Annotated in this window: 18 protein-coding genes, 2 tRNA genes and 2 pseudogenes; 7 read left to right on the top strand and 15 right to left on the bottom strand. The window is 49.9% G+C overall.

Features of this window, described 5'->3' with window-relative positions:
• Nucleotides 1–27: 27 nt before the first annotated feature.
• The 12 genes from E7747_RS03005 to E7747_RS02950 form a co-directional block, all read right to left on the bottom strand.
• Nucleotides 28–516 (bottom strand): DUF3408 domain-containing protein, encoded by a 489-nt coding sequence (locus E7747_RS03005; protein WP_136414013.1) that lies wholly within the window; start codon nt 514–516, stop codon nt 28–30.
• Nucleotides 513–1,595: a DUF6371 domain-containing protein gene (locus E7747_RS03000; RefSeq protein WP_136414011.1), complete on the bottom strand. Its 1,083-nt coding sequence runs from the start codon at nt 1,593–1,595 to the stop codon at nt 513–515. Before E7747_RS03000 ends, E7747_RS03005 begins: the two co-directional genes overlap by 4 nt.
• A gap of 89 nt (nt 1,596–1,684) precedes the next feature.
• Complete coding sequence (locus tag E7747_RS02995) at nt 1,685–3,055, bottom strand: DUF3987 domain-containing protein (protein ID WP_136414009.1); 1,371 nt, start codon at nt 3,053–3,055, stop codon at nt 1,685–1,687.
• Entirely contained in the window at nt 3,033–3,299 is a 267-nt protein-coding gene (locus E7747_RS02990; RefSeq protein ID WP_168185205.1) for a helix-turn-helix domain-containing protein, read from the bottom strand. Before E7747_RS02990 ends, E7747_RS02995 begins: the two co-directional genes overlap by 23 nt.
• A gap of 371 nt (nt 3,300–3,670) precedes the next feature.
• Complete coding sequence (locus E7747_RS02985; RefSeq protein ID WP_136414005.1) at nt 3,671–4,639, bottom strand: DUF6043 family protein; 969 nt, start codon at nt 4,637–4,639, stop codon at nt 3,671–3,673.
• Nucleotides 4,640–4,881: 242 nt separating this feature from the next.
• Nucleotides 4,882–4,954 (bottom strand) — tRNA-Lys (locus E7747_RS02980).
• A gap of 15 nt (nt 4,955–4,969) precedes the next feature.
• Nucleotides 4,970–5,042, bottom strand: a tRNA-Phe gene (locus E7747_RS02975).
• Between the two features lie 332 nt (nt 5,043–5,374).
• Nucleotides 5,375–6,304, bottom strand: a complete 930-nt coding sequence (miaA, locus tag E7747_RS02970) for a tRNA (adenosine(37)-N6)-dimethylallyltransferase MiaA (RefSeq protein ID WP_136414003.1) — start codon at nt 6,302–6,304, stop codon at nt 5,375–5,377.
• Nucleotides 6,305–6,315: 11 nt separating this feature from the next.
• The gene (locus tag E7747_RS02965) at nt 6,316–7,653 is read right to left on the bottom strand and encodes a hypothetical protein (RefSeq protein ID WP_136414001.1); all 1,338 of its coding nucleotides are present in this window, start codon (nt 7,651–7,653) and stop codon (nt 6,316–6,318) included.
• A gap of 20 nt (nt 7,654–7,673) precedes the next feature.
• Entirely contained in the window at nt 7,674–9,860 is a 2,187-nt protein-coding gene (locus E7747_RS02960; protein ID WP_136413999.1) for a S9 family peptidase, read from the bottom strand.
• A 94-nt stretch (nt 9,861–9,954) separates the two neighbouring features.
• Nucleotides 9,955–11,154, bottom strand: a complete 1,200-nt coding sequence (locus tag E7747_RS02955; protein WP_136413997.1) for a coiled-coil domain-containing protein — start codon at nt 11,152–11,154, stop codon at nt 9,955–9,957.
• A 137-nt stretch (nt 11,155–11,291) separates the two neighbouring features.
• Nucleotides 11,292–11,546, bottom strand: coding sequence for a hypothetical protein (locus E7747_RS02950; RefSeq protein WP_136413995.1), 255 nt, complete (start codon nt 11,544–11,546; stop codon nt 11,292–11,294).
• Between the two features lie 280 nt (nt 11,547–11,826).
• On the opposite strand from E7747_RS02950, the gene E7747_RS02945 reads away from it, so the two are divergent.
• The 7 genes and pseudogenes from E7747_RS02945 (at nt 11,827) to E7747_RS02915 (ending at nt 19,603) form a co-directional block, all read left to right on the top strand.
• Nucleotides 11,827–13,395, top strand: coding sequence for a glycoside hydrolase family 43 protein (locus tag E7747_RS02945; RefSeq protein WP_228449234.1), 1,569 nt, complete (start codon nt 11,827–11,829; stop codon nt 13,393–13,395).
• A 12-nt stretch (nt 13,396–13,407) separates the two neighbouring features.
• A pseudogene (locus tag E7747_RS02940) lies at nt 13,408–14,729 on the top strand (NAD(P)-dependent oxidoreductase).
• Nucleotides 14,730–14,992: 263 nt separating this feature from the next.
• Nucleotides 14,993–15,604, top strand: coding sequence for a YceD family protein (locus E7747_RS02935; protein ID WP_168185204.1), 612 nt, complete (start codon nt 14,993–14,995; stop codon nt 15,602–15,604).
• A gap of 85 nt (nt 15,605–15,689) precedes the next feature.
• Nucleotides 15,690–15,875, top strand: a complete 186-nt coding sequence (rpmF, locus tag E7747_RS02930) for a 50S ribosomal protein L32 (protein ID WP_136413989.1) — start codon at nt 15,690–15,692, stop codon at nt 15,873–15,875.
• Nucleotides 15,876–16,063: 188 nt separating this feature from the next.
• Nucleotides 16,064–17,047: a beta-ketoacyl-ACP synthase III gene (locus E7747_RS02925; RefSeq protein ID WP_136413987.1), complete on the top strand. Its 984-nt coding sequence runs from the start codon at nt 16,064–16,066 to the stop codon at nt 17,045–17,047.
• A gap of 155 nt (nt 17,048–17,202) precedes the next feature.
• Nucleotides 17,203–18,087 carry a GTPase Era gene (gene era, locus E7747_RS02920; RefSeq protein ID WP_123614110.1) on the top strand — a complete coding sequence of 295 codons (885 nt, stop codon included), beginning with the start codon at nt 17,203–17,205 and terminating at the stop codon, nt 18,085–18,087.
• Nucleotides 18,088–18,320: 233 nt separating this feature from the next.
• A pseudogene (locus E7747_RS02915) lies at nt 18,321–19,603 on the top strand (L-cysteine desulfidase family protein).
• A gap of 87 nt (nt 19,604–19,690) precedes the next feature.
• Here the strand turns inward: E7747_RS02915 and E7747_RS02910 are convergent.
• The 3 genes from E7747_RS02910 to glgP form a co-directional block, all read right to left on the bottom strand.
• Complete coding sequence (locus E7747_RS02910; RefSeq protein ID WP_123614112.1) at nt 19,691–20,860, bottom strand: porin; 1,170 nt, start codon at nt 20,858–20,860, stop codon at nt 19,691–19,693.
• A gap of 126 nt (nt 20,861–20,986) precedes the next feature.
• Nucleotides 20,987–21,814: an acid phosphatase gene (locus E7747_RS02905; RefSeq protein WP_123614113.1), complete on the bottom strand. Its 828-nt coding sequence runs from the start codon at nt 21,812–21,814 to the stop codon at nt 20,987–20,989.
• A gap of 262 nt (nt 21,815–22,076) precedes the next feature.
• A complete protein-coding gene (gene glgP / locus E7747_RS02900; RefSeq protein ID WP_123614114.1) occupies nt 22,077–24,635 on the bottom strand; it encodes an alpha-glucan family phosphorylase in 2,559 nt (852 codons plus the stop codon).
• Nucleotides 24,636–24,675: the final 40 nt, after the last annotated feature.

The raw sequence follows: 24,675 nt of genomic DNA, 5'->3' as shown, positions 1-24,675 counted from the left end.
GTGCAGTGGTATCCCGACATTATCATCTCAGAGTTTGCGCCATATTTCGATGTCGTCGGCATAGAGATTGAGATGCTCCAAGAGGACGGCATTGATGTAGCTGCCGACGGTGGTGTCACGGTCACCGAGGATGCGGGCAATGCGTTCGAGCTTCGCCCATACGCTGTCCTCTATGTTGACCGGATGACGCTTCTCCAGCTTTGCCGGAGTGAGATAGGTAGCCTTGAACTCGGCGTAATCGGATTTGCGCTGTTGCTTGCCCACGCGCTGTTGCTTGGGCGATTCGGTAGTATCGATTGCCGTCTGCTCGTTATCGAACAGATTATCGTTATTGGCAGGAGTGGTGCTGTTGATAGTGTTGTCGCTGTTTACAGCATTGATAGCGGGAGTTGAGTTGATTGAATTATCTGGTTGCATAATAATTTGTGGTTTGATGGTTGATACTTTGGATTCGGGTGCATCGGTCAACTCGGTTGACTTGGATGCGGTTGTTGACGGAGATTTCTTTGCTGTCATTGTTTTTCGGTTTTTGAGGGTTTGTGAATTGCATAAGTATCCGGGTTGTACCGTTCAACTGACACAAGAGTGAGTTGTAGTTCATCAATGAGCGTCTGTAAAATCGGATTGCGGCGTATCATTGATTGCAGTATCGCTTGGTCAGGCTCTATTTGCAGCAGGTAGTCCGCTATGTCGAGTCCGACTGTTCGCTCGTCATCGGTGGCAACATCTTCAAGGAAGTTGAAGATGCTTGCCTCGATACCGAGACTGCGGAGCAATCTCAGTTTCTGCCGCCACTGGTCTGTCGCGCCAATATCGGGATACAGGATAACCTGACAGCCACGGAGAACACGAAGTGCGTCGGCATTAAAGCAACCGTTTTTACCACCTGTAGCCAGCCACACATATTCCGGCAGATAATATGCCGCCACAAGAGCGGTCTTCTCGCTCTCGACGATGGCAACCGGTTTGCCTCGGTTCATCGGCAAGAGGTGTTCGCCGAAAAAGCACTGACGCAGATTGAAGTCGGGCATCTTTAACAGCGAGTGAACCCATGTCACATGATTGAATGGCTCCTTGACACGCTTGCCGCAGTCAGCGTTATAGAGCATGACCTTTCCTGTGCGGGTGTCTCCATTGGCATCGGTCTGCCAGAACACGCATGACCCCGGCCAGTGCTTTGATGTGCCGACACGATATACTCCTATCAGCCTCTCCGCTTCCTCGGCTCCGAATTTGGAGCGGAGGAAAAGGTAGAGGTTGTTCAGATGGTAGCCGTGCAAAGTCTGTGAAACAGTCTTTGACTCTATCAGTGATGGTTTGCGTCGCTCGGTCGGTTTGGCTCGCCATGCTGACGGAGTGGCGAAATCGGAGTGCAAGGGCTTCGCCTGAGGATTACGCTCGAAATATTCCTTTGGCGTAAGATTATAGCCGCAGCTCTGTTCATGGTCACATCTGCCCACATCGTCCGGAAACGAAATTTGTTTCTCGGTGTCAATATACCGGCTAAAACAACGTTTCTTGTGACAGGCGGGGCAGGTGTGCCGTGTAGCCACTCCTTTGTATGGCTGGAGAATGAATCGGTGTGTATTATTCATAGATTCTCAAAAAATCGGTTCGCACTATCTGCATTATCCGCATTTTGTGGGCTGAAAATGCCGAAAGTGCAGAAAATGCAGGTTTACAGTCATATCTTGCCATAAATTCCATGACGTATTTTCTGAAAGTGAATCCCGGTGAAACGCCTGATAAAATCCTTGAAAGTACGCTCCGGCATAGAATTGTCGGCGGCGATTTCCACACCCTGCTCAGTTGTGAACTCATCGGGTAGAGCCGACATCACGGCTCTTTGCAGTTCCGACAGCGACAGCTCGCGGATAATGCCCTGTACTCTTGTGGCGGTTGTCTTGAAATAATCCACAAGTGATATGGCATTTTCAACCGAGACAAGATCTATTTCCGATTTGTCAGCTTCACCACAGGCCCAGCGCGCCATTTGCATTATTAGACAAAAGCGTATGGCATGGAAATCAAACTTGTTATAGACACCTTTCAGTGCGTCACATTCCTCCCGGTTACATTCCTCAGTGTTCTGACGTTGCCATTCGTAGAGCCGCGATTTTGCCTCAGGAGTGAAAGGCAGAATACCGGCGACGATATTGCCGTCATCATCGGTTTCGTAGGGCATCGCCACAAGTCTGCCGATGATGTCAGCCCATGCCGCTTCGATGTCGAACGACGGTTCTCGGTCGCTCCACGGCTGCTTGTCCTGATTGCCGGGCATAACGAACAGCAGACGGTCAATGAAACCATTTGAGGTGCGACTTCCCTGAGCCAGCTCATTCAATATGCCGTTCTGGATAGTCCCCACAACCGAGATAAAAGGGCGACTGATGTATACAGAGTTTTTCACGCCCTTGCGGTCGGAGAACGACGGATTGGCATTGAACAGTTTGAGCCAATATTCCTCGTCAGAGCCTTTGTTGTAGCGGTTGAAGTTCTTGAACCATCCTGCAAGCTCGTCATTCCACATAAGTATGCCACGCAGATTCTGCGAGTGAATAAGCAGCATGGCTTCCGGGGTGGCGTCAGAAATAAGAAAACGTTTGCATACCGGGGCCACAGGGTGTGAGGCTGTACGCTCCTTCATCGGCAGTTCACGCTGACGCTCGTATTCCTCGCACTCCTTGACATATGCGCGTGTCGCCTTACCGTCCAGCTCCGTGAACGGACGTATGGCGAAATTCAGCGGATGCGACTTACAGGCACCGGGTCTGCCGACAAGAGCCATGAAAAGAATCGCGCTCTCATCCCATTTCCCTTTGAGCCGGGCGAAATGGGTATTGCCGATACCCAGCCCGACAGCCACAAGCATAGCTCCTGCTAGATAATCCACCGGGTAACCGTAACACTCATTCGCCTCCCGCACGATACGCTGAATCTTCATAGGCATGGCACCCAAAGGGAAATCGCCGCCTTTAATCTTCACGCTCATGTCAACAGCCTTGCCGAGCACGAGCATCGGGTCTATGCCCTTATTTTCCTGTCTTGTCACCATGCAGTTCCAATGTTTTTTGTACATCTTCTTGGCGATAGAAAACTTTGCGCCCAACCTTTACCGCCTCAAGGTATCCGCTTTTGCGCCAGTTGTAGAGAGTGACCTCACACACGCCGAGTTTTTCCATTACCTCTTTGCGTGAGAGTAAAGTGGTCTGAGCGGCTGTCGCCATCATTGGCAACAGTTGCTCCTTTGTCAGTTCGATTACGTTCTTTGCGAAATCGAACAAATCTTGTGGAGTCATAGTCAGAGAAACATTGGCTCCCGCTTGTAAGATGCTAAGAATATCTGTCATTCAGATTCTCCTATGTGTCGCCATTGTTATACCCCGGCAGCGGTGGCAACTTTACCCGCTCCCTTCGCCTATTCCACTCGGAACAGGGCTGCAAAGAAAGCACAAATATCGTGTCTTTTCAAATGTATAACGCTGATACACAGGAGGTTAAATTCGTTTTAATTCGTAAACGAAGAAAACGAAGAAATACGAGATTTTTTGCGCCATTATAGGGGCTGACATTATGACATAATTGACACTTACACGATAGTCACAAATGACAAAAGCCACCCGACCATGAAGGTCAGATGGCTTTCTTGAGTATGTCTTCGTAGAGGATTTTATACGGTAGCGTATGCCGGGAGGTCAAGGAAATCCCTTATGTCTGCCAACTCCGCTTTGTTCTCCGGGAAGTCTATGACGAGTTTGTTCTGTACTCTTGACATAAAGGTTTTGTGTGCGTCCTGCACACCGCGGACATGAATTTTCTTATAACCGGCCTTTTCTCCGAAAGCTTCATCAAGAGCTGAATGGAATTCTACGATGGTACAGCTATGGAGTACATGTGCTTTGTCGAGTGCGATATATAACATCGCTATGTCTTTGGCTCTTTTCTTGACTGTCACACGTTCCTCTATCAGTTCGAGTAATGTGTGGTCGGTAAGCAGTTCTTTCAACGGTTTCCGCTCTGCTATTCTTGCCTTGGGCTTTTTCTTTTCGGTGGTTACCACATTGTCATCGGTGACAGGAACGGCAGATTTGAATTTCTTTACGACTTTTAGCGTCACGGTTGGAACAACGCCCAGTTCATCCTGCTCTTCGCAGAAATTACGCCAATCATCTTCAGTTCTTGCCTCAATAGAGATGCTGGTATATATGATAGTTTTTATTGTAAATTTGAAAACTATACGAGCCAAGAAGGTCAGTTTGCCTCCGCGTATCAGTTCCTCGCCCATTTCTGTCATACACTCGAAGCTACGTCCACGGAAAAGCCATGCAAGCATCGCCGGTATCATTGAATCTGGCAGAGGGTTTTCAAAGCCGGCCAACAGCTTATTGCCTATTTTCGCTTCGTGCAGAATTTCCTCCAAATTCTTGAAATCGGTTGCCCGGTCGTCTTTCAGGCGACACTCGACAGCTTTCTTGAATCCGGGAGCAAGTTTGCTGGCAAAATTAAAAACTTTCTCGAAGCCTACGCCGTCGGCGGAGTGCATCATGTCGGTAAAGTCGCAGTATTCTTCGTAGTTATTGGAAATCCACTCGTCGAGTAGCTCTTTGTGTCGTGGAGGTGGGGGTGTGTCGGTGCTCACTGGCTATAACTGAATTTTAACGGGAGTCAACATTAACTCACGATTCTTAAAACATCCAATAACGCTCACTTGTTCGCGCGGTTGAATGTCACCGACATTCAGCATAGTCCAACGACATTCAAAAACATAGAAAATGAATGTCGCCGACGCATAGGATTCAGTTTGGTGGACAATTTGTGGACAGAATACCCATAAATAGAAACTCAATCACTTGATTCATAAGTGATTGAGTTTCTATTAAGTGACCCCGGAGAGGCTCGAACTCTCGACCCACTGATTAAGAGTCAGTTGCTCTACCAACTGAGCTACGGAGTCATTTTCCTTTTTTTGTGGTGCCACCAGGAATCGAACCGGGGACACAAGGATTTTCAGTCCTTTGCTCTACCAACTGAGCTATGGCACCAAAATATGTTTTTACAAGAAGGAAACGTTGTTGTTTTTCCGTTTTTGCGTTGCAAAGGTAGGGAGTTTTCCGATACTGTGCAAATTTTTTGGTAACTTTTTTTCGATTTTTTCAAAAAAAGTTGAAAATCGAGCTTTTTTAGCGTTTTTGAGGGTATTTTTGGAGGGTGCGGGAAGGTTATGGCTGCTTTTAACTTTTTCGGGAGCTGATTGTTTTTTGATGGTGATTTTTATATTTTGTTCATACTGTACGGTGATTTCTATTTTTGCTCATAAAAGAGTATCGAATTATTCGAAAAAAATATTTCCTATGGATACCAGTGCGGCAAAAAACTAATGGCTGTCTAAGATAAGTTTTTCAATCTCATCCGTGAAAGCTTCTGCCGATAGGTCATACGGCAGCCAATGAATCGGGAAACCGCGTTTTTCCATGCCTCTGAACCATGTCATCTGTCTTTTGGCAAACTGGTGTATGGCGATTTCAAGTCCTGACACCATCTCTTCGTATGCCATCTTGCCGGTTAGATAGAGGGTCAGGTATTTATATTCAAGACCATAATAAATCAGATCGTCGGCAGGAATGCCTGAGTCAAGCAACCGGCGTACTTCATCGACCATCCCTTCTTCCAGACGGCTATGAAGACGCCGGGAGATGCGGTCGCGGCGTCTGTCGCGGTCAATCTCCACGCCTATCACTACCGCATCGGTAACAGGCGATGGCTCTGCCTCGCGTGCTGCGTCAGGATGGTCATTGTAGTATGTCTGAATTTCGATGGCGCGTATGGCTCGCTTAGCGGTGTCTACATCGGTTGTGTTATGCAGATTTTTCATCGAGGCCAATATCTCTGAGAGTTCGTTGAGCGGCTTTCCTTCGAGGCTGTGCCGAAGCTCCGGATTTTCCGGTACTTCCGGGAGGCGCAGACCTTTGAGGACACTTTCGACGTAGAGGCCTGTGCCACCGCATAGGATCACATAGTTTCCTCTGGATTCAATATCGGTCTTTGCCTTATGAAAATCCCGTAGAAATTCATAGAGGTTATATTTATAACCGGCAGGGCATATATCTATAAGGTGAACAGGAATTTCTCCGTATTCCTCAATGTCCTTGCCCGTACCGATGTCCATTCCCCGGTATATCTGACGGGAATCGGCACTGATTATTTCAGCGCCGATTCTCCGGGCAAGGTCCACAGCCCTGCGTGTTTTCCCCGAGGCTGTAGGCCCGGTAATGACTATAAGCGGTCTATTTTTATCTGTGTCCATTATCTATTGAATCAGGCTTGCGTTGCTTTACGCTGCCGGCGGTGAAACAGTTTGCGCAGATGGAAGAGAGGTTTGTCCTCATTGAAGCGTGCTACTTCAAGCCATTGTGAATCGTTGAAATCGACATCCCAGTCACAGATACCCTTCAGGTGGAAGGTCGGGCGATAATTCTTGATGCGATAGAGCCTGTTGCCATCCGCGTCATAGGTCTTCCATGCCATAGTGACAGTGTATAGCCTGTGGATCTCGGAGGCGAGCATCTTGGTCAGTTCATGATTATAAAGCAGACGCTGCAGCTGGGACAGTGTGAACCATTGGCCGCGTACAGACGTGCTGTTAATGGTTTCTTTGGCCGGCAGACAGCAGATGAAATGGAATACATTGGCCTGTCCCGACATGTCGGTGCTTTTATACATAAAACGTATCGACATGTCCTCTGCCGGCAGACCTGTCAGATTTGAAAAATGGTCGGCGGCATCTTCGACGCTTATGGAATTAGAGTGCGACAGGCTGATTTCGGTAGGAGTGTCGAACTTGTCGCCATCAGGATAGTCATGGAAACCTTCGGTCCGGCTCAGGAATATGTTGTCTTCATGAAAAATTAGGAAGCGTACGCCGGAACCGTTCATGCAGACACGAGGGTTCTGCTCGATGTGGTTGTAATAATAGCTCCATAGTCCGAAATATCTCATGCCGAAGAAAATGATTGAGAAACCGTATAATATAGACGGAACCCAGTTATAGAAGAAATGATCGGCACTGTTGAGATTCACGTTGACATAGTAGAGTGCATAATATACCCATGACGTCACGCTGACGGTAGCGGAGAGGACGAGCAAAGTTCTGACCTGATAGCGGCTTTCCTGTGAGAAGACTTTTCCAAGAAATCCTCGCTCAGAAGCTGTGCCGTTGCGTATTATGCACTCCCGGCATACAGATGCGTTGTTTCCCTGTATTTCCGACAAAAGGCAGTAGAATGTGGCTACAGGCCCGAGTATGAGTATTGTCAGATAGGGGATGTGCATGTTAAGCAGCTCTTCGGGATAGAACAGCGAGATGATATGGCGGGTATAGATAATGGATATTATTATCATTATCAGAGCCGATGTACACAATGTCCTGACGCATATTGTCTGGATGAGGTCACACGACGACGCACTCAGCTTCCTCCCGTTGTTGCGGTAGATAATGAGGAGTAACATCAGTCCGAAAGTGATTGTCGGAATCCAGTGTCGTGGCACGAAAAGTGCGGCCATTTCAGGCAAAGCGAGAGCCCCCACAGCAATGGCCCAGTTGAGCCATAGCGTGAAGATTGCTTTTTCGTTTGTAATGTGATGATGTTGGGTCATGTATGTCAGATGCTTGTAGCTTAACGAAGATTGGATTTAAAGTAGGCGAGCATTCGCGAGTAGACCGAAAGACGCGCACCGCATCCATAGATCGAATGGTTCATGTTAGGATATATGAACATGTCACACCACTTTCCGGCAGACTGGAGTGCGGATGTATACTGGACTGTGTTCATGAAATGTACGTTGTCATCGGCAGTCCCGTGCATCATTAGCAGCGGTACTGACAGGTTGCCGACGGCATTCAGAGGGGCAGACGCGCGGTAGCCGTCTTCATTTTCCTGCGGAGTGAGCATATAGCGCTCGGCGTAGATAGTGTCATAGTAACGCCAGTCGGTGACAGGGGCTATGGCCACGGCGGCAGCGAAAGGTGTCGATGGGGTCGACACGCACATAAGTGTCTCGTAGCCTCCGTAGCTCCATCCGCAGATGCCGATGCTGCCTGATTTAACGTATGGTTGTCCGGCAGCCCATTTTGCCACTGCCTGCTGGTCGATTGTCTCGTAGTGGCCGAGATTCTTGTATACGATGGTTTCCCATGCGCGTCCGCGTCCGCCTGTTCCGCGACCGTCGGCACAGATTACGATATATCCCTGCATGGCGGCATACTGTTCCCAGTCGATGGCCCATGAGTCGAGCACTTGCTGAGAGCCGGGGCCGCTGTACTGCGTCATGATCACGGGATATGAGCCTGATGCGGAGAATCCGGCCGGTTTCAGCATGTAGGCATTGATAGTGATGCCCTCGGCCGTCGTTACGGTGAAGAACTCACGTTTGGGAGCGGAGGCATATTTTGCCTTTGCCGCAGCATTGTCCTCAAGCACACGAATGTCTTTTCCGGCTATGTTGCGCAGTGTGTAGACAGGAGGGGTCTGTGCGTTGCTGTAGCAGACGGTGTAATAGTTCTTTGCAGGAGTAAACCAGACAGAAGCGTTGCCCTTCTCAGGAGTCATGTGGGTCATTATTCCTTTTGGGTCAATGCGCGAGACCACTCTGTTGATAGGTCCTGTGGCTGTCGACTGCACATAGTGGTTGCCTTTTGCATCTGCGCCGTAGTAAGCAAGCACATCGAAATCGCCTTTTGTGATGGCACGGGTCATTGAGCCGGCATAGTTGTACTGATAGGCGTGGGTGAATCCGGAGCGCGACGAAAGGACGACAAAATTATCTGTGTTGAATGTCAGATTCTCGTAGGTCGACGGTTCAAGCCATGCCGATTCCTCTTCCACAAGTATCGATTTGGCCACGTTTGATTTAGGATTCATGCTGAAAAGCTCCATGCGGGTCTGTGCGCGGTTGAGGGTTGCGATAATCAGGCGGTCGGGGCTTCCTCCGTAAGATATTCTGGGGATATATTCGAAATTAGTGGCAGGAATGTCAAGATTCTTTGTCTTGCGGTTGTCAACGTCATAGCTGTGGACGCTGACTTTCGAATTCGGTTGTCCGGCTACGGGATATTTGTATGTGAACGAACCGGGGTAGAGCGCATATTGCTCCATCGGATTGCAAGTCCCTTCATATAGCGGGAATGAATAGGCCGGGACATCTGTCTCATTATACTTGATGTAGCATAGCGTAAGATTGTCGGGTGCCCATGCCATTGACGAAGAAGTGGTGAATTCTTCTTCATATACCCAGTCAGGCACCCCGTTGATAATCTTGTCGGTCATGCCGTCGGTGGTTACATCGACCTCCGTATTATAGTCTATTTTATGGAGATGGATGTCATTGTCAGAACCTACGAAGGCCACCATCCGTCCGTCGGGAGAGAAAAGAGGCTCGCGTTGGTATTCAAAATTAACTGACAGCGGATGCAGCTGGCGGGTCCTTATGTTGTAGACATAGTATTTGGCCATCGAAGAACGGCGGTAGATCGGTTTCCGTTCGCGTCCAACGAGGAGTTTTGAGCCGTCGGGGCTCATCACGAAACTCTCGATTGACGGAATGGTTGTCTCGCGCGTATGTGTGACATCCATTACTGTCTCTATTTCCTTGCCGGTGGCGGTTTCGTATTTCACCACCTTTTTGCCGTCGGCAGACAGTGAGAGATAGCTCAGTCCGTCGGCGAGATATGCCGGACGTGACACACGGGTGGGAGAGTTCTGTGGAAAAACGTATGGAGCGAGATCTTTGTCGTCGGATATATTGGCTGAGATAGCCGGAAGGGCCACCGAGGCCATCAACAGATATGGGAATATTTTTTTCATGTCTCTATCGTCGATAGAATAATACTATATAATATATGTGTTGAAGTGCGGGAATAGAGAGTAGGGGACAGGTGAGAGCCGGATAGCGGAATGGTCAGAAAAGGGTCAGCTGAGCCTCGTTGTCGTTGACCGGCTTGCGCGGCGGTTCATGATAGCCGAAATCAGGGTCTTCATTTCGCTGCTGCTTTCCGGAGAACCAGTCGGTGTTGTCAAGGTTATTGTCAATGCGCACTTTCTTCGGACGGCCTCTTCGTTTGGCCGGAGCCGGTTTTGCTGATTCGGGCGAAGGCGCGGGAAGCTTGACCGGGCCGGTAGCATAGGTGCGCGGTTCTTCCGGAGTTGCATCCCGGCGGGCGAGTTCGGCTTTCAGTTTTTTGATTTCGCTGCGAAGCTTCATTTCGCTGTTGGCCTGATTGTAGAGATTTGTCTCTATAGTGCGGTGAAGAGACGCGTTCGATTCCTGAAGTTCGTTGATTTTGGCATCCTTCCGTGCTTTGATTTCCTCAAACCGGTCGAGCTGTTCCTGAATCTGACCGACGACATCCTCCTGACCGTTCTGTTGCCGTTCGAGTTCTTTTCGCATTGCAGCCACCTGATTGCGGAGGTCGTTTATCATCACATCGCTCATCGAGCATTTGACTTCAAGCTGTTCCTTAAGTGTCAATTGCCGGACGACTTCTCCACGCAGGCGCTCGCATTCGGCGGCCATTGCTTCGTTGTCCTGTTCAAGAGCCGAGTTCTGTGTCTCAAGCAGTGGAATCTTTGTCCCCAGTTCCGCTACCTTGGCTTCAAGACCGGAATTTTTTGATTTAAGTTCGGATATGAGCGCTTCCGATGCCGACATCTTTTCGTCATTCTCGGGACGGATGTCGGTGGAAGTCGCCATCTGAGTCTCCGATTTCAATATCAGGTCGGCTTTTTCGGCTTCGAGTTCCTTTATTTTGGCCTCAAGCTCGTTTCTTCGGGTTTCGAGTTCATTGCCACGGATTTCGAGTTCTGAATTTTTAGCTTTCAGCGATTCGCTTTCATCTTCAAGACCTTTTACCCGGGCCGTAGCCTTGGCAAGTTCCTCGGCATCGTGTGAGGGCTTACGGCTGAAGAAGCGCTCTTTTTCCTGCACTTGTTTTGTAAGCTGTGCCTCCAGATCATTGATGCGGTCGAGAAGAGCGTGCTTCTGGCGGTCAGCGCTCAGGCGGAGTTTGCGGTTTTCGTCGCGAATCGATGACAGTTCATTTTCACTTCCTTCAAGTTCTGCTATTTTTTTCAGAAGCTCCTCTCGCTCTTTTTCCCACATCTTGCTGTCGGCTGAAAGGGCGGAATCGACCCGTTGACGAAGCGATTCGGAGAGCGAGTTAAGGATGTATTGACGCTGGGCTTCTACGTTAAGGCATTCCCTGACGAATTCAGGCTGAGTCCGGTTGAACAGGTCGATTACCGCGTCAAACAGGTCGTTTGTGAGTCCGGGTCAGATGAGTCCTCATCTTTAGGTGTGTCACCGGCTTCGGAGTCCGATGTCTCGGATTCCGGTTCTTCGTGAGGTGTTGTCGGTGCGGTCGGAGATTCGGTTGGTGTCTCCGTATCATTGTTGACAGCATCGGTGGGGACTGTCGGGTCATATTCCCCTTCCTCCTCTTCGGTTTCCGGCGAAAAACCGAATGCACGACGTAGGATTGTCACTACAGACATATTGGCTCTGTGTTATGATGATAGACGGGCTGGTGCCCTATAAGTTTCAGGGTATGGCAGGGTGTACTGATGACGGTATGTCTGACCGCCTTCGGATGTCAGCTTCCTTTTGGGGTCAGACCGCCACAATGCAAAGATAAATGAAAAAATCCAAAATACATATATATATGATAGAATTGTAACTGAAATGTCCCAAATAGAAGAAAAATCTGTGTAAATTTGCACCCCATATTGTATAATACACGTTCTGATGTTACGTAGAAGTATAATAATTTTAACCTTGATTCTTGCTGTCGCGGTTGCAGGACATGCCGGTAACGGTGGCTTGGCTCTTGCTTGGGGCGACAGAGGCGACGGCACTTTTGCAAATCCGGTTCTCAATGCCGACTATTCAGATCTTGATGTGATCCGTGTGGGCGACAAATACTACATGACATGCTCCGAGTTCCATTTCATGGGTATGCCGGTTCTGGAATCTGACGATATGGTCAACTGGCGTATCATCGGACAGGTATATGACAATATCGGAATGCCCGGATATGGAGACATGATAAAGTATGCCGAAGGAACATGGGCGCCTGCCTTGCGTTACCACGACGGTAAATTCTGGATTTTTGTCTGCACTCCCGAAGAGGGTCTCTTCATGACCGTTGCGGAGGATCCCGCCGGGCCGTGGAGTCCGTTGCATCTTGTAAAAGGTGTGGCCAAATGGGAAGATCCCTGTCCTTTCTGGGATGATAACGGTGACGCTTATCTTGTGCGCAGCCGTCATCGCGCAGGGCCTATAATAATTCATCGTATGAGCCCCGACGGACGTGAATTGCTCGATGAAGGAGTGACAGTCTATAAAGGTCCGGTTGCCGAAGGCCCTAAAATGTTTAAAAAGGACGGCTACTATTATATAAGTATTCCCGAAGGCGGTGTCAGCAAAGGATGGCAGACGGTTCTTCGCTCCAAGGATGTCTATGGCCCTTATGAGTCACGCCGTGTGCTCGAAAGGGGAAGTACTGATGTCAATGGCCCGCATCAGGGGGCGCTTGTCGACACACCCGACGGCGACTGGTGGTTCTATCATTTCCAGTCGGCCGGGGCGCGTGGCCGTGTCGTCCATCTCCAGCCTGTGAAATGGATTGACGGCTTTCCTTTCATCGGGGAAGACTATGACGGCAACGGAGTGGGCGAGCCTATGAAGATATGTCCTAAGCCGTTGGCCGGATTATCACGCCGTGAAGTGCCTCAGACATCCGACGAGTTCGATGAGAGACGGCTGGAAATCCAGTGGCAGACCAATCATAATCCTGTGCCCGGAAATATATCTTTCGGCCATCGTGAAGGATGCCTGACCATAATCCCTATGCAGTCGCCGATGCTGCGCACCGCACGCAATCAGCTCACACAAAAAATAATGGGCTTCCGCTCGGAGGCGGAACTTTCTTTCGACATATCCGATATGAAGCCGGGCGACAGGAGCGGGCTTGAATGCCTTGGCAAGCAATTTGTCGGAGGCGGTGTCATGGTCGAGGACGTTAATGGCCGTCGTGTGACATCGGTCTATATGGAAAACGACAGTTCGGTGGTGTTCCGCAGGCCGTTTGAAGTGGCAGAGCCGGGGAAAGTGAACGTCCGACTGTCGATTGACACCGTAGATGGTGATTTCCGTTTCAGCTATAGCCTTGACGGGAAAAACTACATGCCACTCGGAGAAGCCTTTGAAATGAAAGAAGGTTTCTGGAAAGGTGTCAGAACCGGCATATATGCCTATTCGACAACGGAAGGCTATGGGAAAACACATTTTGATTATTTCCGTTACCGTCACGACGGACCGGACTTATCATCACAAAACGAATAATCAATTTTGACAATGAATAGAAAAATCAATGATTCAGCCTCCGACGACTACACGATGCTTGAGGCTATAGAGGAAGCGAAACGCTGTCTTCACTGTAAAAATCCCTTGTGCAAGAAAGGCTGTCCCATCAGCAACGACATGCCCGACTGGATACGGGAACTTTCGATGGGCAATCTCGGCAATGCGATGGCCATCATCAACGCGAAGAGCAATCTGCCGGCAGTCTGCGGCAGGGTCTGCGCCCACGAGCGTCAGTGTGAGGGTAATTGCATCCTTAACAAGAAAAACGCCCATATCCATATCGGCAAACTCGAACGTTTCGTCGCTGATTTCGACAGCGCTATGAATCTCACACGCGAGAATCTTGTCCGAAGACCCGTGGCCGAGTGGCAGTCATCGGCAGCGGTCCCGCCGGCCTTACGGTCGCTGGTGAACTTTCACGCAAGGGCTTCGATGTGGAGATTTTCGAAATGGAGCCTGAGGCCGGCGGTGTGCTGATGCTCGGCATTCCCGAATACCGTCTGCCGAAAGAGGTGGTCCGCAACGAAATCAAAAAAATCTGTGAGCTTGGTGTGCGCATACACTGTAATGTAACCATCGGCAAGGATTTTACTGTTGACGACCTGTTCGAGAAAGGTTTCGATGCTATTTTCATGGGTACGGGCACAGGTAAGCCCAAGAAGCTTTCTATTCCCGGAAAAGACTACGAAGGAGTCCGTCAGGCCATCTACTTCCTCCGCCGTGTAAGCCTCTATAATTCGGGGCTTATCAGCCGTGATGAAATCCCGGTTAAGGAAAATGACCGAGTTTTTGTCATCGGCTGCGGCAACACCGCTATGGATGCCGCCCGTACGGCTTTGCGCATGGATGCCAAGGAGGTTACAGTTGTCTACCACAGGTCGATTGAGAATATGAGCGCTCTGAGGGCAGAGTATGACGATGCCGTCAATGAAGGAGTCCGGTTTATGTGGAATTCCTCGATTACTGAAATCCGTGGCGAGAACGGAATCATAAAAGAGGTCACCATTAACCATGAAGGAGAGGAGATTGTCCTTCCGGCCGACAGGATTGTGATGGCTGTCGGCAGCCAGCCTGCGAGCCGAATAGTCTCGACCACAGAAGGTATAAAGGTTGATGACAAGGGATATGTCCTTACCCGTGAGACACCCTACGGCATGACGAGCCGCAAGGGTGTGTTTGCCGGAGGCGATGTCACCAACCGTCCTGCAACTGTGGTGCATGCCATGCAGGATGCCCGCAAGGTGTCTGACGGCATAATGCAGTATGTCGACGCTCTCAAGCTCATGTCGGAAATCGACAGCAAGGAAATCTGACGGCACTGTGCGGTCAGCCGGGCTAATCCGGAAATGATAGCGACATAGCTCTGATAGCCTGTCGATGGATTGGCCTATGGCCCGTCAGTTATGATATTTTGACGAAGTGCAGGGATGCCGCCGGGTGAAAACCGTGGTTTCCCTGCTCTTCGTTATCCCACGAAAATGTCAGGTTTCATCGAAAATTGCTGTTTTGGCGCGTTTTGTTTTGATTTATGAAACTTTTTGACTACCTTTGCGCAGTTTTTTCAATCAATATTGTTGTGGGAAAATTTTCAGAATTCCGCCTCCAATTGAAAAACATCCCCGAAGGTGTTCAAGAGTTTGAATATCATCTCGGCAAGCAGTTTTTCGTTAACATGGAGAGTGCAGACATACACGATGCCGACCTTACGGTAAGGCTGACGGTGACTCACAAGCATGATATTTATAATCTTGCATTCCATGTCACCGGAACTGTCACGCTTATATGTGACCGTTGTCTTGATGATCTCATCCATCCGATTGACGCTACATACGACATCGCCGTTAAGTATGGCGATGACTACTCGGAAACCGATGAATTGCTCATCATTCCTGAAAGCGAAAATTGGCTGAACGTGTCATATATGATTTTCGACACCGCATCACTGGCCATACCGGTCAAGCATGTCCACCCTCTCGGCAAGTGCAACCGCGCTATGAGCGCACTGCTCCGCAAGCACCGCGCGACCAAGATTGACGATGAGGACGCAGAGCTTACCGATCAGCTGATGGACGAGATGGATTCGATGGAAGCTGCCCCCGACACTCCCGGAGAATCTCAGCAGCCTGTCGATTCCCGGTGGGACGCGCTGAAAAAACTTGCGACAGACCCCTCAGAACCGTCTGACTGAAACGCCCAGCCGGAACGGTCAAGATAAATAGATAATATACGTGTTTTCACATTTCATCAAGCAAAACAAAAAATAATAATAAATCATGGCACATCCTAAACGCAAGCAATCAAAGACCCGTACAGCAAAGCGTCGTACACATGACAAGGCTGTAGTCCCCACACTCGCCCTCTGCCCCAACTGCGGTTCATGGCATCTGTATCACACCGTATGCGGTGAATGCGGTTACTATCGCGGACACATCGCCATCGAAAAGACAGCAGCTGTCTAAGCCAAGCCGGCTTTTACGCAATGAATCTCGCGCGGCTCAGGCAGACTTGCGGGATGAACTTATTGAACGGAGTGTTCAGAAAATATCAACCATCCGCGGGTCGGTCAGACTCGCGCATGGTTTATATTAGTATTACATGATAAAGTGACGTCAGCTGACCTCCGCTAACTTTAAATCGAAATTTAGTTATGCTCCATGCACGAATTTCAGGATTAGCTTCCTATGCGCCTGACGATATCCTCGACAACGAAATGCTGTCGAAGATGGTCGACACGAACGACGAGTGGATTACCACCCGTGTAGGCATCAAGGAACGTCGAATCCTTCGCGAACCCGGCAAAGGTTCGTCATATCTCGGTATCAAGGCTGTCGAGAAACTCCTCGAACGCACCAGAACAAAGCCTGAGGAAGTTGACCTTCTCATTTGCGCCACTTCCAATCCCGACTACCGCTTCCCGTCGACCGGTTCGGTAATCGCCCACCAGCTTGGCCTCAAGAATGCCTACGCCTACGACGTGCAGGCTGCATGCGCCGGATTTCTTGTTGCGCTTGAGGACGGTTCGGCTTATGTCCGTTCAGGTCTTCGCAAGAAGGTGGTTGTTGTTGCGGCTGAAAAGATGTCGTCGATGACCAACTATCAGGATCGCGCTACATGTCCGCTCTTCGGCGACGGTGCCGGTGCGATGCTCCTCGAACCGACCGAAGAGAATGTCGGTGTGATGGACGGAGTGTTCCACGTTGACGGCGAGGGTCTCGAACATCTCTGGATGCCCGCCGGCGGCTCTGTGCTTCCCGCTTCTCACGAGACAGTCGACGCACAGCAGCATTTCGTAATTCAGGACGGTCGCAATGTCTACAAGAACGCTGTGACCGACATGCTTGAATCATCGCTTGAAGTGATGAACCGCAACGGTCTCACCGTTGACAATATCGACTGGTTTGTTTCACATCAGGCCAATCTCCGTATCATCGAAGCCGTAGGTTCACGCCTTGGCATCGACAATGACAAGGTGCTTGTGAATATCGAGAAATACGGAAACACCTCGGCTGCTTCCGTTCCCCTCTGTCTTGATGAATATCAGGACCGTCTGAAGAAGGGTGACAAAATCATCCTTACCGCCTTCGGCGCAGGCTTCACATGGGGCGCTATGTACATTATCTGGGATCTCTGATCAGAACCCTGACATCATTGAAATGTGGCTTGACGTCATGACGACGGAAAAGGCACTCTCTGTAATTTTAAACGGAAATAGCATCTTTTCAGGTGCTATTTTTGTTTATAATTATAGTCAATAATTATAATCATCAAAACAGAAAAATCAGCGATATGGAACATAAAGCAGGATTTGTCAATATTGTCGGTAATCCGAATGTCGGAAAGTCGACTCTAATGAACGACCTCGTAGGCGAACGCATAAGCATCATAACTTCCAAAGCCCAGACTACACGCCACCGCATAATGGGTATTGTCAACACGCCCGACTATCAGATTGTGTTTTCCGACACTCCCGGTGTCCTTCAGCCCAAATACAAGCTTCAGGAAAGCATGCTGAATTTCAGCGAGGGTGCTTTGGTGGATGCAGATGTGCTTATCTATGTCACCGATGTGGTTGAAGACCCCTCGAAAAATGCCGACTTTCTCGCGAAGGTTGCCAAAGAAAAGATACCGGTGCTCCTCGTCATCAACAAGATTGACCTCGTAAAGGAACAGAAGGAACTCGAAGATCTCACCGAACGCTGGCGCGGCATTCTGCCTAATGCCGAGGTCTTCCCAATTTCAGCCAAGGAGGGTTTCAATACCGACAATCTTCTCAAACGCATAGTGGAGCTTCTTCCTGTGTCCGCACCTTATTTCGGCAAGGATGCCCTGACCGACAAGCCTGCCCGTTTCTTTGTCACTGAAATAATCCGTGAGAAGATTCTGACTCTTTATGAGAAAGAGATTCCCTATTCGGTGGAAGTCATAGTAGAGAAATTCGAGGAAAAAGATAAGTCAATCCACATTATGGCCGTCATCTATGTCGAGAGAGATTCCCAGAAGGGTATCATCATCGGCCATCAGGGAAGCAAAATCAAAAAAGTCGGCATGGAGGCACGCAAGGATATTGAAAAATTCTTTGACAAGAGCGTGTTCCTTGAGCTGTTTGTAAAAGTCGAGCCGAATTGGCGTAACCGCGAGAACAAACTGCGGTCGTTTGGCTATATGGAATAAAAAGGCCGGAAACCGCTCCAGAAAAAACAGGGGGAGGATGCTGCTTGCAGTGTCCTCCCCTGACTTTTGTCTGTGTTACGGCAAAGTGTTACACTCCTGTGCAAATTTACGTTTTTGTAAATAACCATGCTTTTAAATTAATCCTGTTTGCTTGTTTCGGTGATGTAAATGGCGTACCTTTGCCGAGGTAACCTTAATTTTAAATACCGATACATCTAATATTCACAGAAGATATGGTAAGTGAATCAAAAAGAGAGAAGATTATCGCGCTTATCAATAGCGAAGTTGTGCCGGCCATAGGCTGTACCGAACCTGTTGCGGTGGCTCTTTGTGTGGCTAAGGCCTCTGAGCTTCTCGGTGTGCTTCCTGCACGCATAGAGGTGGCTCTGAGCGGTAACATGTTGAAAAATGCAATGGGAGTGGGAATCCCGGGACAGGGATGATCGGACTACCCATCGCAATGGCGCTCGGCGCTCTCGTCGGGAAGTCGGAATATGGCCTTGAAGTGCTGAAGGATGTAACACCCGAGGCTGTCGAGACGGGCACACGCTATATTTCCGAAGGGCGTATTTCGATTTCACATGATGAAACAGCCCCCTCGAAGCTCCACGTCGATGTGACAGTTTCTGACGATGACGGAAACAAGGCGAGAGCGGTGATTTCGTGTGAACACACCCATTTCATTCTTCTTCAGAAGAACGGTGAGACCCTTCTCTGCGAAGATGCCACAGGCGATGCCGCCGAAAGCACCGATGATGTCGCTCTTGATCTCGCTACCGTCTATGAATTTGCAACAGAGACGCCGGTCGACGAGATTTCATTCATCCTTGAAGCGAAACGGCTGAACTTGGCCGCGGCTGAAACTGCGCTTTCCGGCGATTACGGGCATTCGCTCGGCGCTACCATACGCAACTACGGACTGAAATATTACGGTGATACACCGGTCGAACACATGATTTCATACACGTCTGCCGCCTGCGATGCACGCATGGGTGGCGCACCGGTTGCTGTGATGTCAAACTCAGGAAGCGGCAATCAGGGCATCACTGCAACTATGCCTGTGGTCAGCTTTGCCGCCGATATGGAGGCCGGAGAGGAGCAGACCATCCGTGCGCTCATCCTTAGTCATCTCACGAGCATCTACATCAAGCAGAGTCTTGGACGTCTGTCGGCGCTCTGCGGATGTGTTGTAGCCTCTACAGGTGCATCGGCGGCCATCGTCTATCTGATGGGGGGAGGTTTCAGTGAGGTCTGCTCGGCAGTCAAGAACATGGTTGCGAATCTTACAGGTATGATCTGCGACGGAGCGAAACCGTCGTGCGCGCTTAAGATTTCGTCAGGAGTGTCGACAGCCATGATGTCGGCCATGCTTGCCATGAACGGAAAGTGTGTGTCGTCAGCCGAAGGTATAATCAGCGAGGATGTCGATGCGACCATCCACAATCTGACCTCTATCGGGCGTGAGGCCATGAACGAGACCGACCGCCTTGTGCTGCAGATCATGACTTCTAAGTGACAGGGATATATAAGGAGAAACGATAAAGAGTTGCAGACGTCTGCAACTCTTTATCGTTTCTGAGGTCCGTGAGAGGTTTGGAGGCTCTTAGAATATAATCTGAAGACGGGCTTCAAGAATGTTTACGTGGCGTTTTGGGAGCAGGTTTTCAACGTCTCTGTTGCGGACCGTGCTGTAGGAATAGCGCAGACGGGCGAGCATCCATGAGTTGATGTAGTAGTTGAACGTGCAGTTGATGTCGTTCATGATACCTCCCTTGATTCCGGCCTTGGAATCAGACGCGTTTGTGTAGTTGTAGCCCAACACGAATTCAAGTGAGCCTTTGGCCGGAGTGGCGACACCGGCATCGGCGTGTGAATAGGTATATTGCGATCCGATGAGCAGTGTTCGTATCATACCGTAGGCACCCTGTGCGGTGTAGTTTCTGAAACCGTCCTTGCGTGCTACGTTCATGTAGTAGTACTGGGCTTCAAGAGCGAAATTACTTTTTATAAGGAGTAGTTCGGGTGTCATCTTGAAGAGTCCGCGCGCATGGTCGATGCCGGCAGAGAGTACGGGCACTTTTGAAACTCGGCTCGGGAAATTGGCGCTGTATTCGAAACCTGTATGGTCAAAGGCTGTCGGTGACGAATAGTTGAAGGATGAACCTATCTGCAACACATCGCCGTCGCTGTGCATCGGTCGCCATACGAGACGAGTCTGTGCGCCCCAGCCTTGTTTGCCCATAGCAGTGGCATTCTGTGTCATTGCTGCTGCTTCCGAGAATACTGAAGTTCCTGCAAAGAACTGGTCTTTGTCATAGACCCACATTGCGGCGAGCAGACGGGGATTGGCATAAAAGAATTCATTGGATGTAGGTTCCTCATAAGTCTGCTTCATTGACGAGCTCGTCTCTGAGTTCAGTCCCCATTGCGGGACGAAGTAACCTACGCGGATGAGATTGGCCGGATTGAAATCATATTCGAGATATGTGTCCTTCAGACCTACTTTACCATAGCCGAAACCGACATCTATTTTTGCTTTCCATTTGCCATAGCTCGCCTTGACACCGAGACGTAGGTCGGGAATAGCTACGCCGTCGACAAATTTTGTGTCCTCTTCGTCATTCTTGATGTCTCCGTTGCCTCCCATGTAGACTGCACCGTCCATTAGGATTCGGCCGGTAGGCTTGACTGAAAGTTTCGGGGCTTCGTCTTCGGCCATTGACGGGAGAGCGCATGCTGTAGCTGTCACAAGAGCAAATATAATCTTTTTCATAATAGTCGTGTGTTTGTGTCTTTCAGTAGTTAAAAACAAAGATGAAAGTCTGGTAAAAAAGGATAGAGTTGTTGTGATGTGAGGAAAGAGCGGATGTGTTTTTACATTATTCGTTTTTCAGGTCGGTCAGTCCGTTGTGGTTTTGGTCGGGACTGGTGTGCCTTTTGCGACTTTACCTTGCTTTTTCAGCTTCTTGAATTCGGCTTTGGCTTTTTCGAGCTGAGTCTGGAAAGCCGGGTCAGCATGGAGGCGTGCGACGGTGACAGCTCCTGTGATACGTCCGGCATCGACATCGCTCTGGAAATGGTAACCGCAGATGACGCGGCTTTCGCCCATCTCATATCCGCGTTTGAGGATTTCGTTCTGGCGCTCAGGGTTGATTTCGGCAAGAACCAGCGCTGTCGCCCAGCCGATGGATGTGTGGCCTGAAGGATATGATCCGTTGGTAGAAAGTTCCTCCTGCTGTTCGGGGTTACAGGTATCTTCCGAATAAAATGAGAACGGTCGCTGGCGGTTGTAGTAGTTCTTTGCCTCGCGGGTGCCGAGGTCGCCTGCGTCTTCGCGCATTCCGACCACAAGTTTGAGGATTTCGGGAGTGTTCTCGTCAATCTCTACACCGAATGCTTCTGAAAAAGCTTCAGGCACTCCGTTGCCTTCGACCCGGGCATCGGTGACAGCTTGGTCGCCTCGCGGGGTGTTACGCATGGTCTTGCCCCATGTATAGCGGGCTTGATCGTTAAGGAATGTGATTGAAGCACCGTCAGGGGGAGGAGGTAGCAGCAGATAACTGTTGGGGACATCACCTTCCTGAAGGAAGAAAACCTCAGGGTTGGTGCGATGGTCTTTGATTTTCTTTGCAGGAGTGGCATCCTGTGCAAACGAGAGAGTGGTGGCAACGGCAAAGAATAGTGCGCATGTGGCGTTGCGTAGTGTTGAAACGAGTCGCTTCTCCATGTGAGAATTTGATTAGGAAGTTAAAGATTTTATTTTTATCAAGATTGTTCTGCCGTAGGGCTCTGTCATGTTGCTCGGAGTGGCGGCGTATATACTACAATAACATGTCATATTAAGTATAGTTTTCAAATTTTATATGTTATTGAGCATATTTTGCCATTATATTCAATATTTGTTAAACAGCCTTCAAAAATAATATCCGCCTGACTCCTTTGTCGGGAATCAGGCGGATAATATCGTTTTTAACTATTGTATCGGTCGATTAGATCCAGCGTACGAATGCGAAGTCCTGACGGTGGGGGAGTTCGGGGTTGCTGGGATAGAGACGGTAGCTGTAGCGGAACACGCCCGGATCGCGGAGCTTGTCGGCAAGCTGGAAGGTGACGATGTTGCCATCCTTTGAAACCACCTTGAACGGCACGCTTCCTACGCGGCTTTCCTGATTGTCATGAACTTTGTCGATGACAAGCTCAAGAGCGAGGTCGTCGGCAAGACCGTTGGCATCAATCTTGATGGTTGTCGTGAATGCCTCACCGCTGTTGGTGTGCTGCGAGAGGTCGCGGTCTGTGCTGACTTCGAGAACCTTCACGCCATCCCATGCGGCTGCCACTTTCTCTTTCCATGCTGCGATTTCCTTGGCAAGCTTGAAGCTGTCGGCTGAGATCTTGTCGAAACGCTTTGCTTCCGGCTCGTAGAAACGCTCGATGTAGTCTTCGATCATGCGCTGCATTGTGTATTGTGGAGCGATGTGGCCGATTGAACGTTTGATATACTGGATCCATTCGGGAGAATAGCCCTTGGAGTTCTTGGCAAAGTAGAGGGGGATAATCTCGTTTTCGAGCATCGAGTAGATGGTCGCTGCGTCGAGTTTGTCCTGCTGGCTCTGATCGGTGAATGTGCGCTTGTCGGTGAGAGCCCAGCCGGCCTTTTCGTCGAGACGGTAGCCTTCATACCACCATCCGTCGAGCACTGAGAAGTTGAGCACACCGTTCATCTCGGCCTTTTCGCCTGATGTGCCTGACGCTTCGAGAGGACGGGTCGGGGTGTTGAGCCAGATGTCGACACCGGTCACGAGGCGTTTTGCAACAATCATGTTGTAGTCTTCAAGGAAGATAATCTTGCCTTGGAACTGGGGCATGCGCGAGATTTCAGTGATGCGCTTGATGAGTCCCTGTCCTGCTCCGTCGGCGGGATGTGCCTTGCCTGAGAAGATGAACTGTACGGGGAACTGCTCGTTGTTTACGATGCGTGCGAGACGGTCGAGGTCGGTGAAGAGAAGGTGAGCGCGCTTGTAGGTGGCGAAACGGCGTGCGAAACCTATGATAAGTGCGTTGGGGTTGATGCGTTCGAGGATTTTGATTACCGCTGATGGATCGCCTTGGTTAGCGAGCCACTTGGCCTTGAAATCACGCTTGACGAAGTTGATGAATTTGTTCTTCATCGTCGTGCGCATATTCCAGATTTCTTCGTCTTTCACTTTGAAGATGCCTTCCCATGCCTTGGGGTCGCTCTGGTGGCTGAACACCTGATCGCCGAGTTTTTCAGCGTAGAACGATTTCCATTCGCTGGCAGCCCATGTCGGCATGTGTACGCCGTTGGTGACGTAGCCTACATGGCTTTCTTCCCAAGAGTAGCCTTTCCATACGCCGGCAAACATTTTCTTTGAAACCTCTCCGTGAAGCCAGCTTACGCCGTTTGCTTCCTGACAGGTGTTGAGGGCGAATACGCTCATTGAGAAGCGGTCCTGGCTGTCGGGGTTCTCGCGGCCCATGTTCATGAGGTCCTGCCAAGTGATGCCGAGACGGCCGGGGAATTCGTTGAGATATTTGTGGGCGAGACCTTCGTCGAAGTAGTCGTGGCCTGCGGGCACGGGGGTGTGTACGGTGTAGAGGCTTGACGAGCGCACGAGTTCGAGTGCTGTTGTGAAGTCGAGACCTTTTTCAACGTAGTCGACTAAACGCTGGAGGTTGAGGAGCGCTGCGTGGCCTTCGTTTGCGTGGTAGATGGTGTTGTGGATGCCGAGTTTCTTGAGAGCGAGCACACCGCCGATGCCGAGGAGATATTCCTGCTTGATACGGTTTTCCCAGTCACCGCCGTAGAGCTGGTGGGTGATGGGACGGTCCCATTCGCTGTTCATGTCGAAGTCGGTGTCGAGAAGATAGAGCTTCATGCGGCCTACGTTCACACGCCAGATGTGGCTGTAGATGATACGGCCGGGGAAAGGTACTTCAAGAATCATCGGATGGCCGTTGCCGTCGGTCATCTGTTCGATGGGGAGCTGGTTGAAGTTCTGAGGCTCGTAGTTGGCGATCTGCTGTCCGTCGACGCTGAGCGACTGGGTGAAGTAGCCGTAGCGGTAGAGGAAGCCGATGGCGGTCATGTCAACGCAGCTGTCGGATGCTTCCTTGATGTAGTCGCCGGCAAGGACGCCGAGACCGCCGGAATAGATCTTCAGACAGTTGCAGAGGCCATATTCCATTGAGAAATAGGAAACCGAAGGAATATCCTTGCGCATGGGTTTCGACATGTAGTCGTTAAACATGTCAAACACCACTTTGATGCGTTCCATCATCTCAGGATCGTTCATGATTTCTTCAAGGCGCTCGTTGGAGAGCTGCTGAAGAAGCATGACGGGGTTTTCGCCTGTTGCACGCCAGAGATCGGCGTCAAGATCACGGAATAGATTTTTGGCTGCGCTGTTCCATACCCACCACAGGTTGCGTGAGAGGGTTTCGAGAGGTTTCAATGCCTCGGGAAGCACAGATTTTACAGTAATGTCGCGCCAAACGGGGGCATTAGTTTTGCTTACTGGCAGTTTCATATTCTTTTTAGAGTTATGTTGCTTGTCTATTGGGTAGTCT

Source organism: Duncaniella dubosii (assembly GCF_004803915.1).
GTDB classification, from domain to species: Bacteria; Bacteroidota; Bacteroidia; order Bacteroidales; family Muribaculaceae; genus Duncaniella; species Duncaniella dubosii.
The sequence above is the reverse complement of the archived record's forward strand: the minus strand, read 5'-3'. Positions and strand labels throughout refer to the sequence as shown.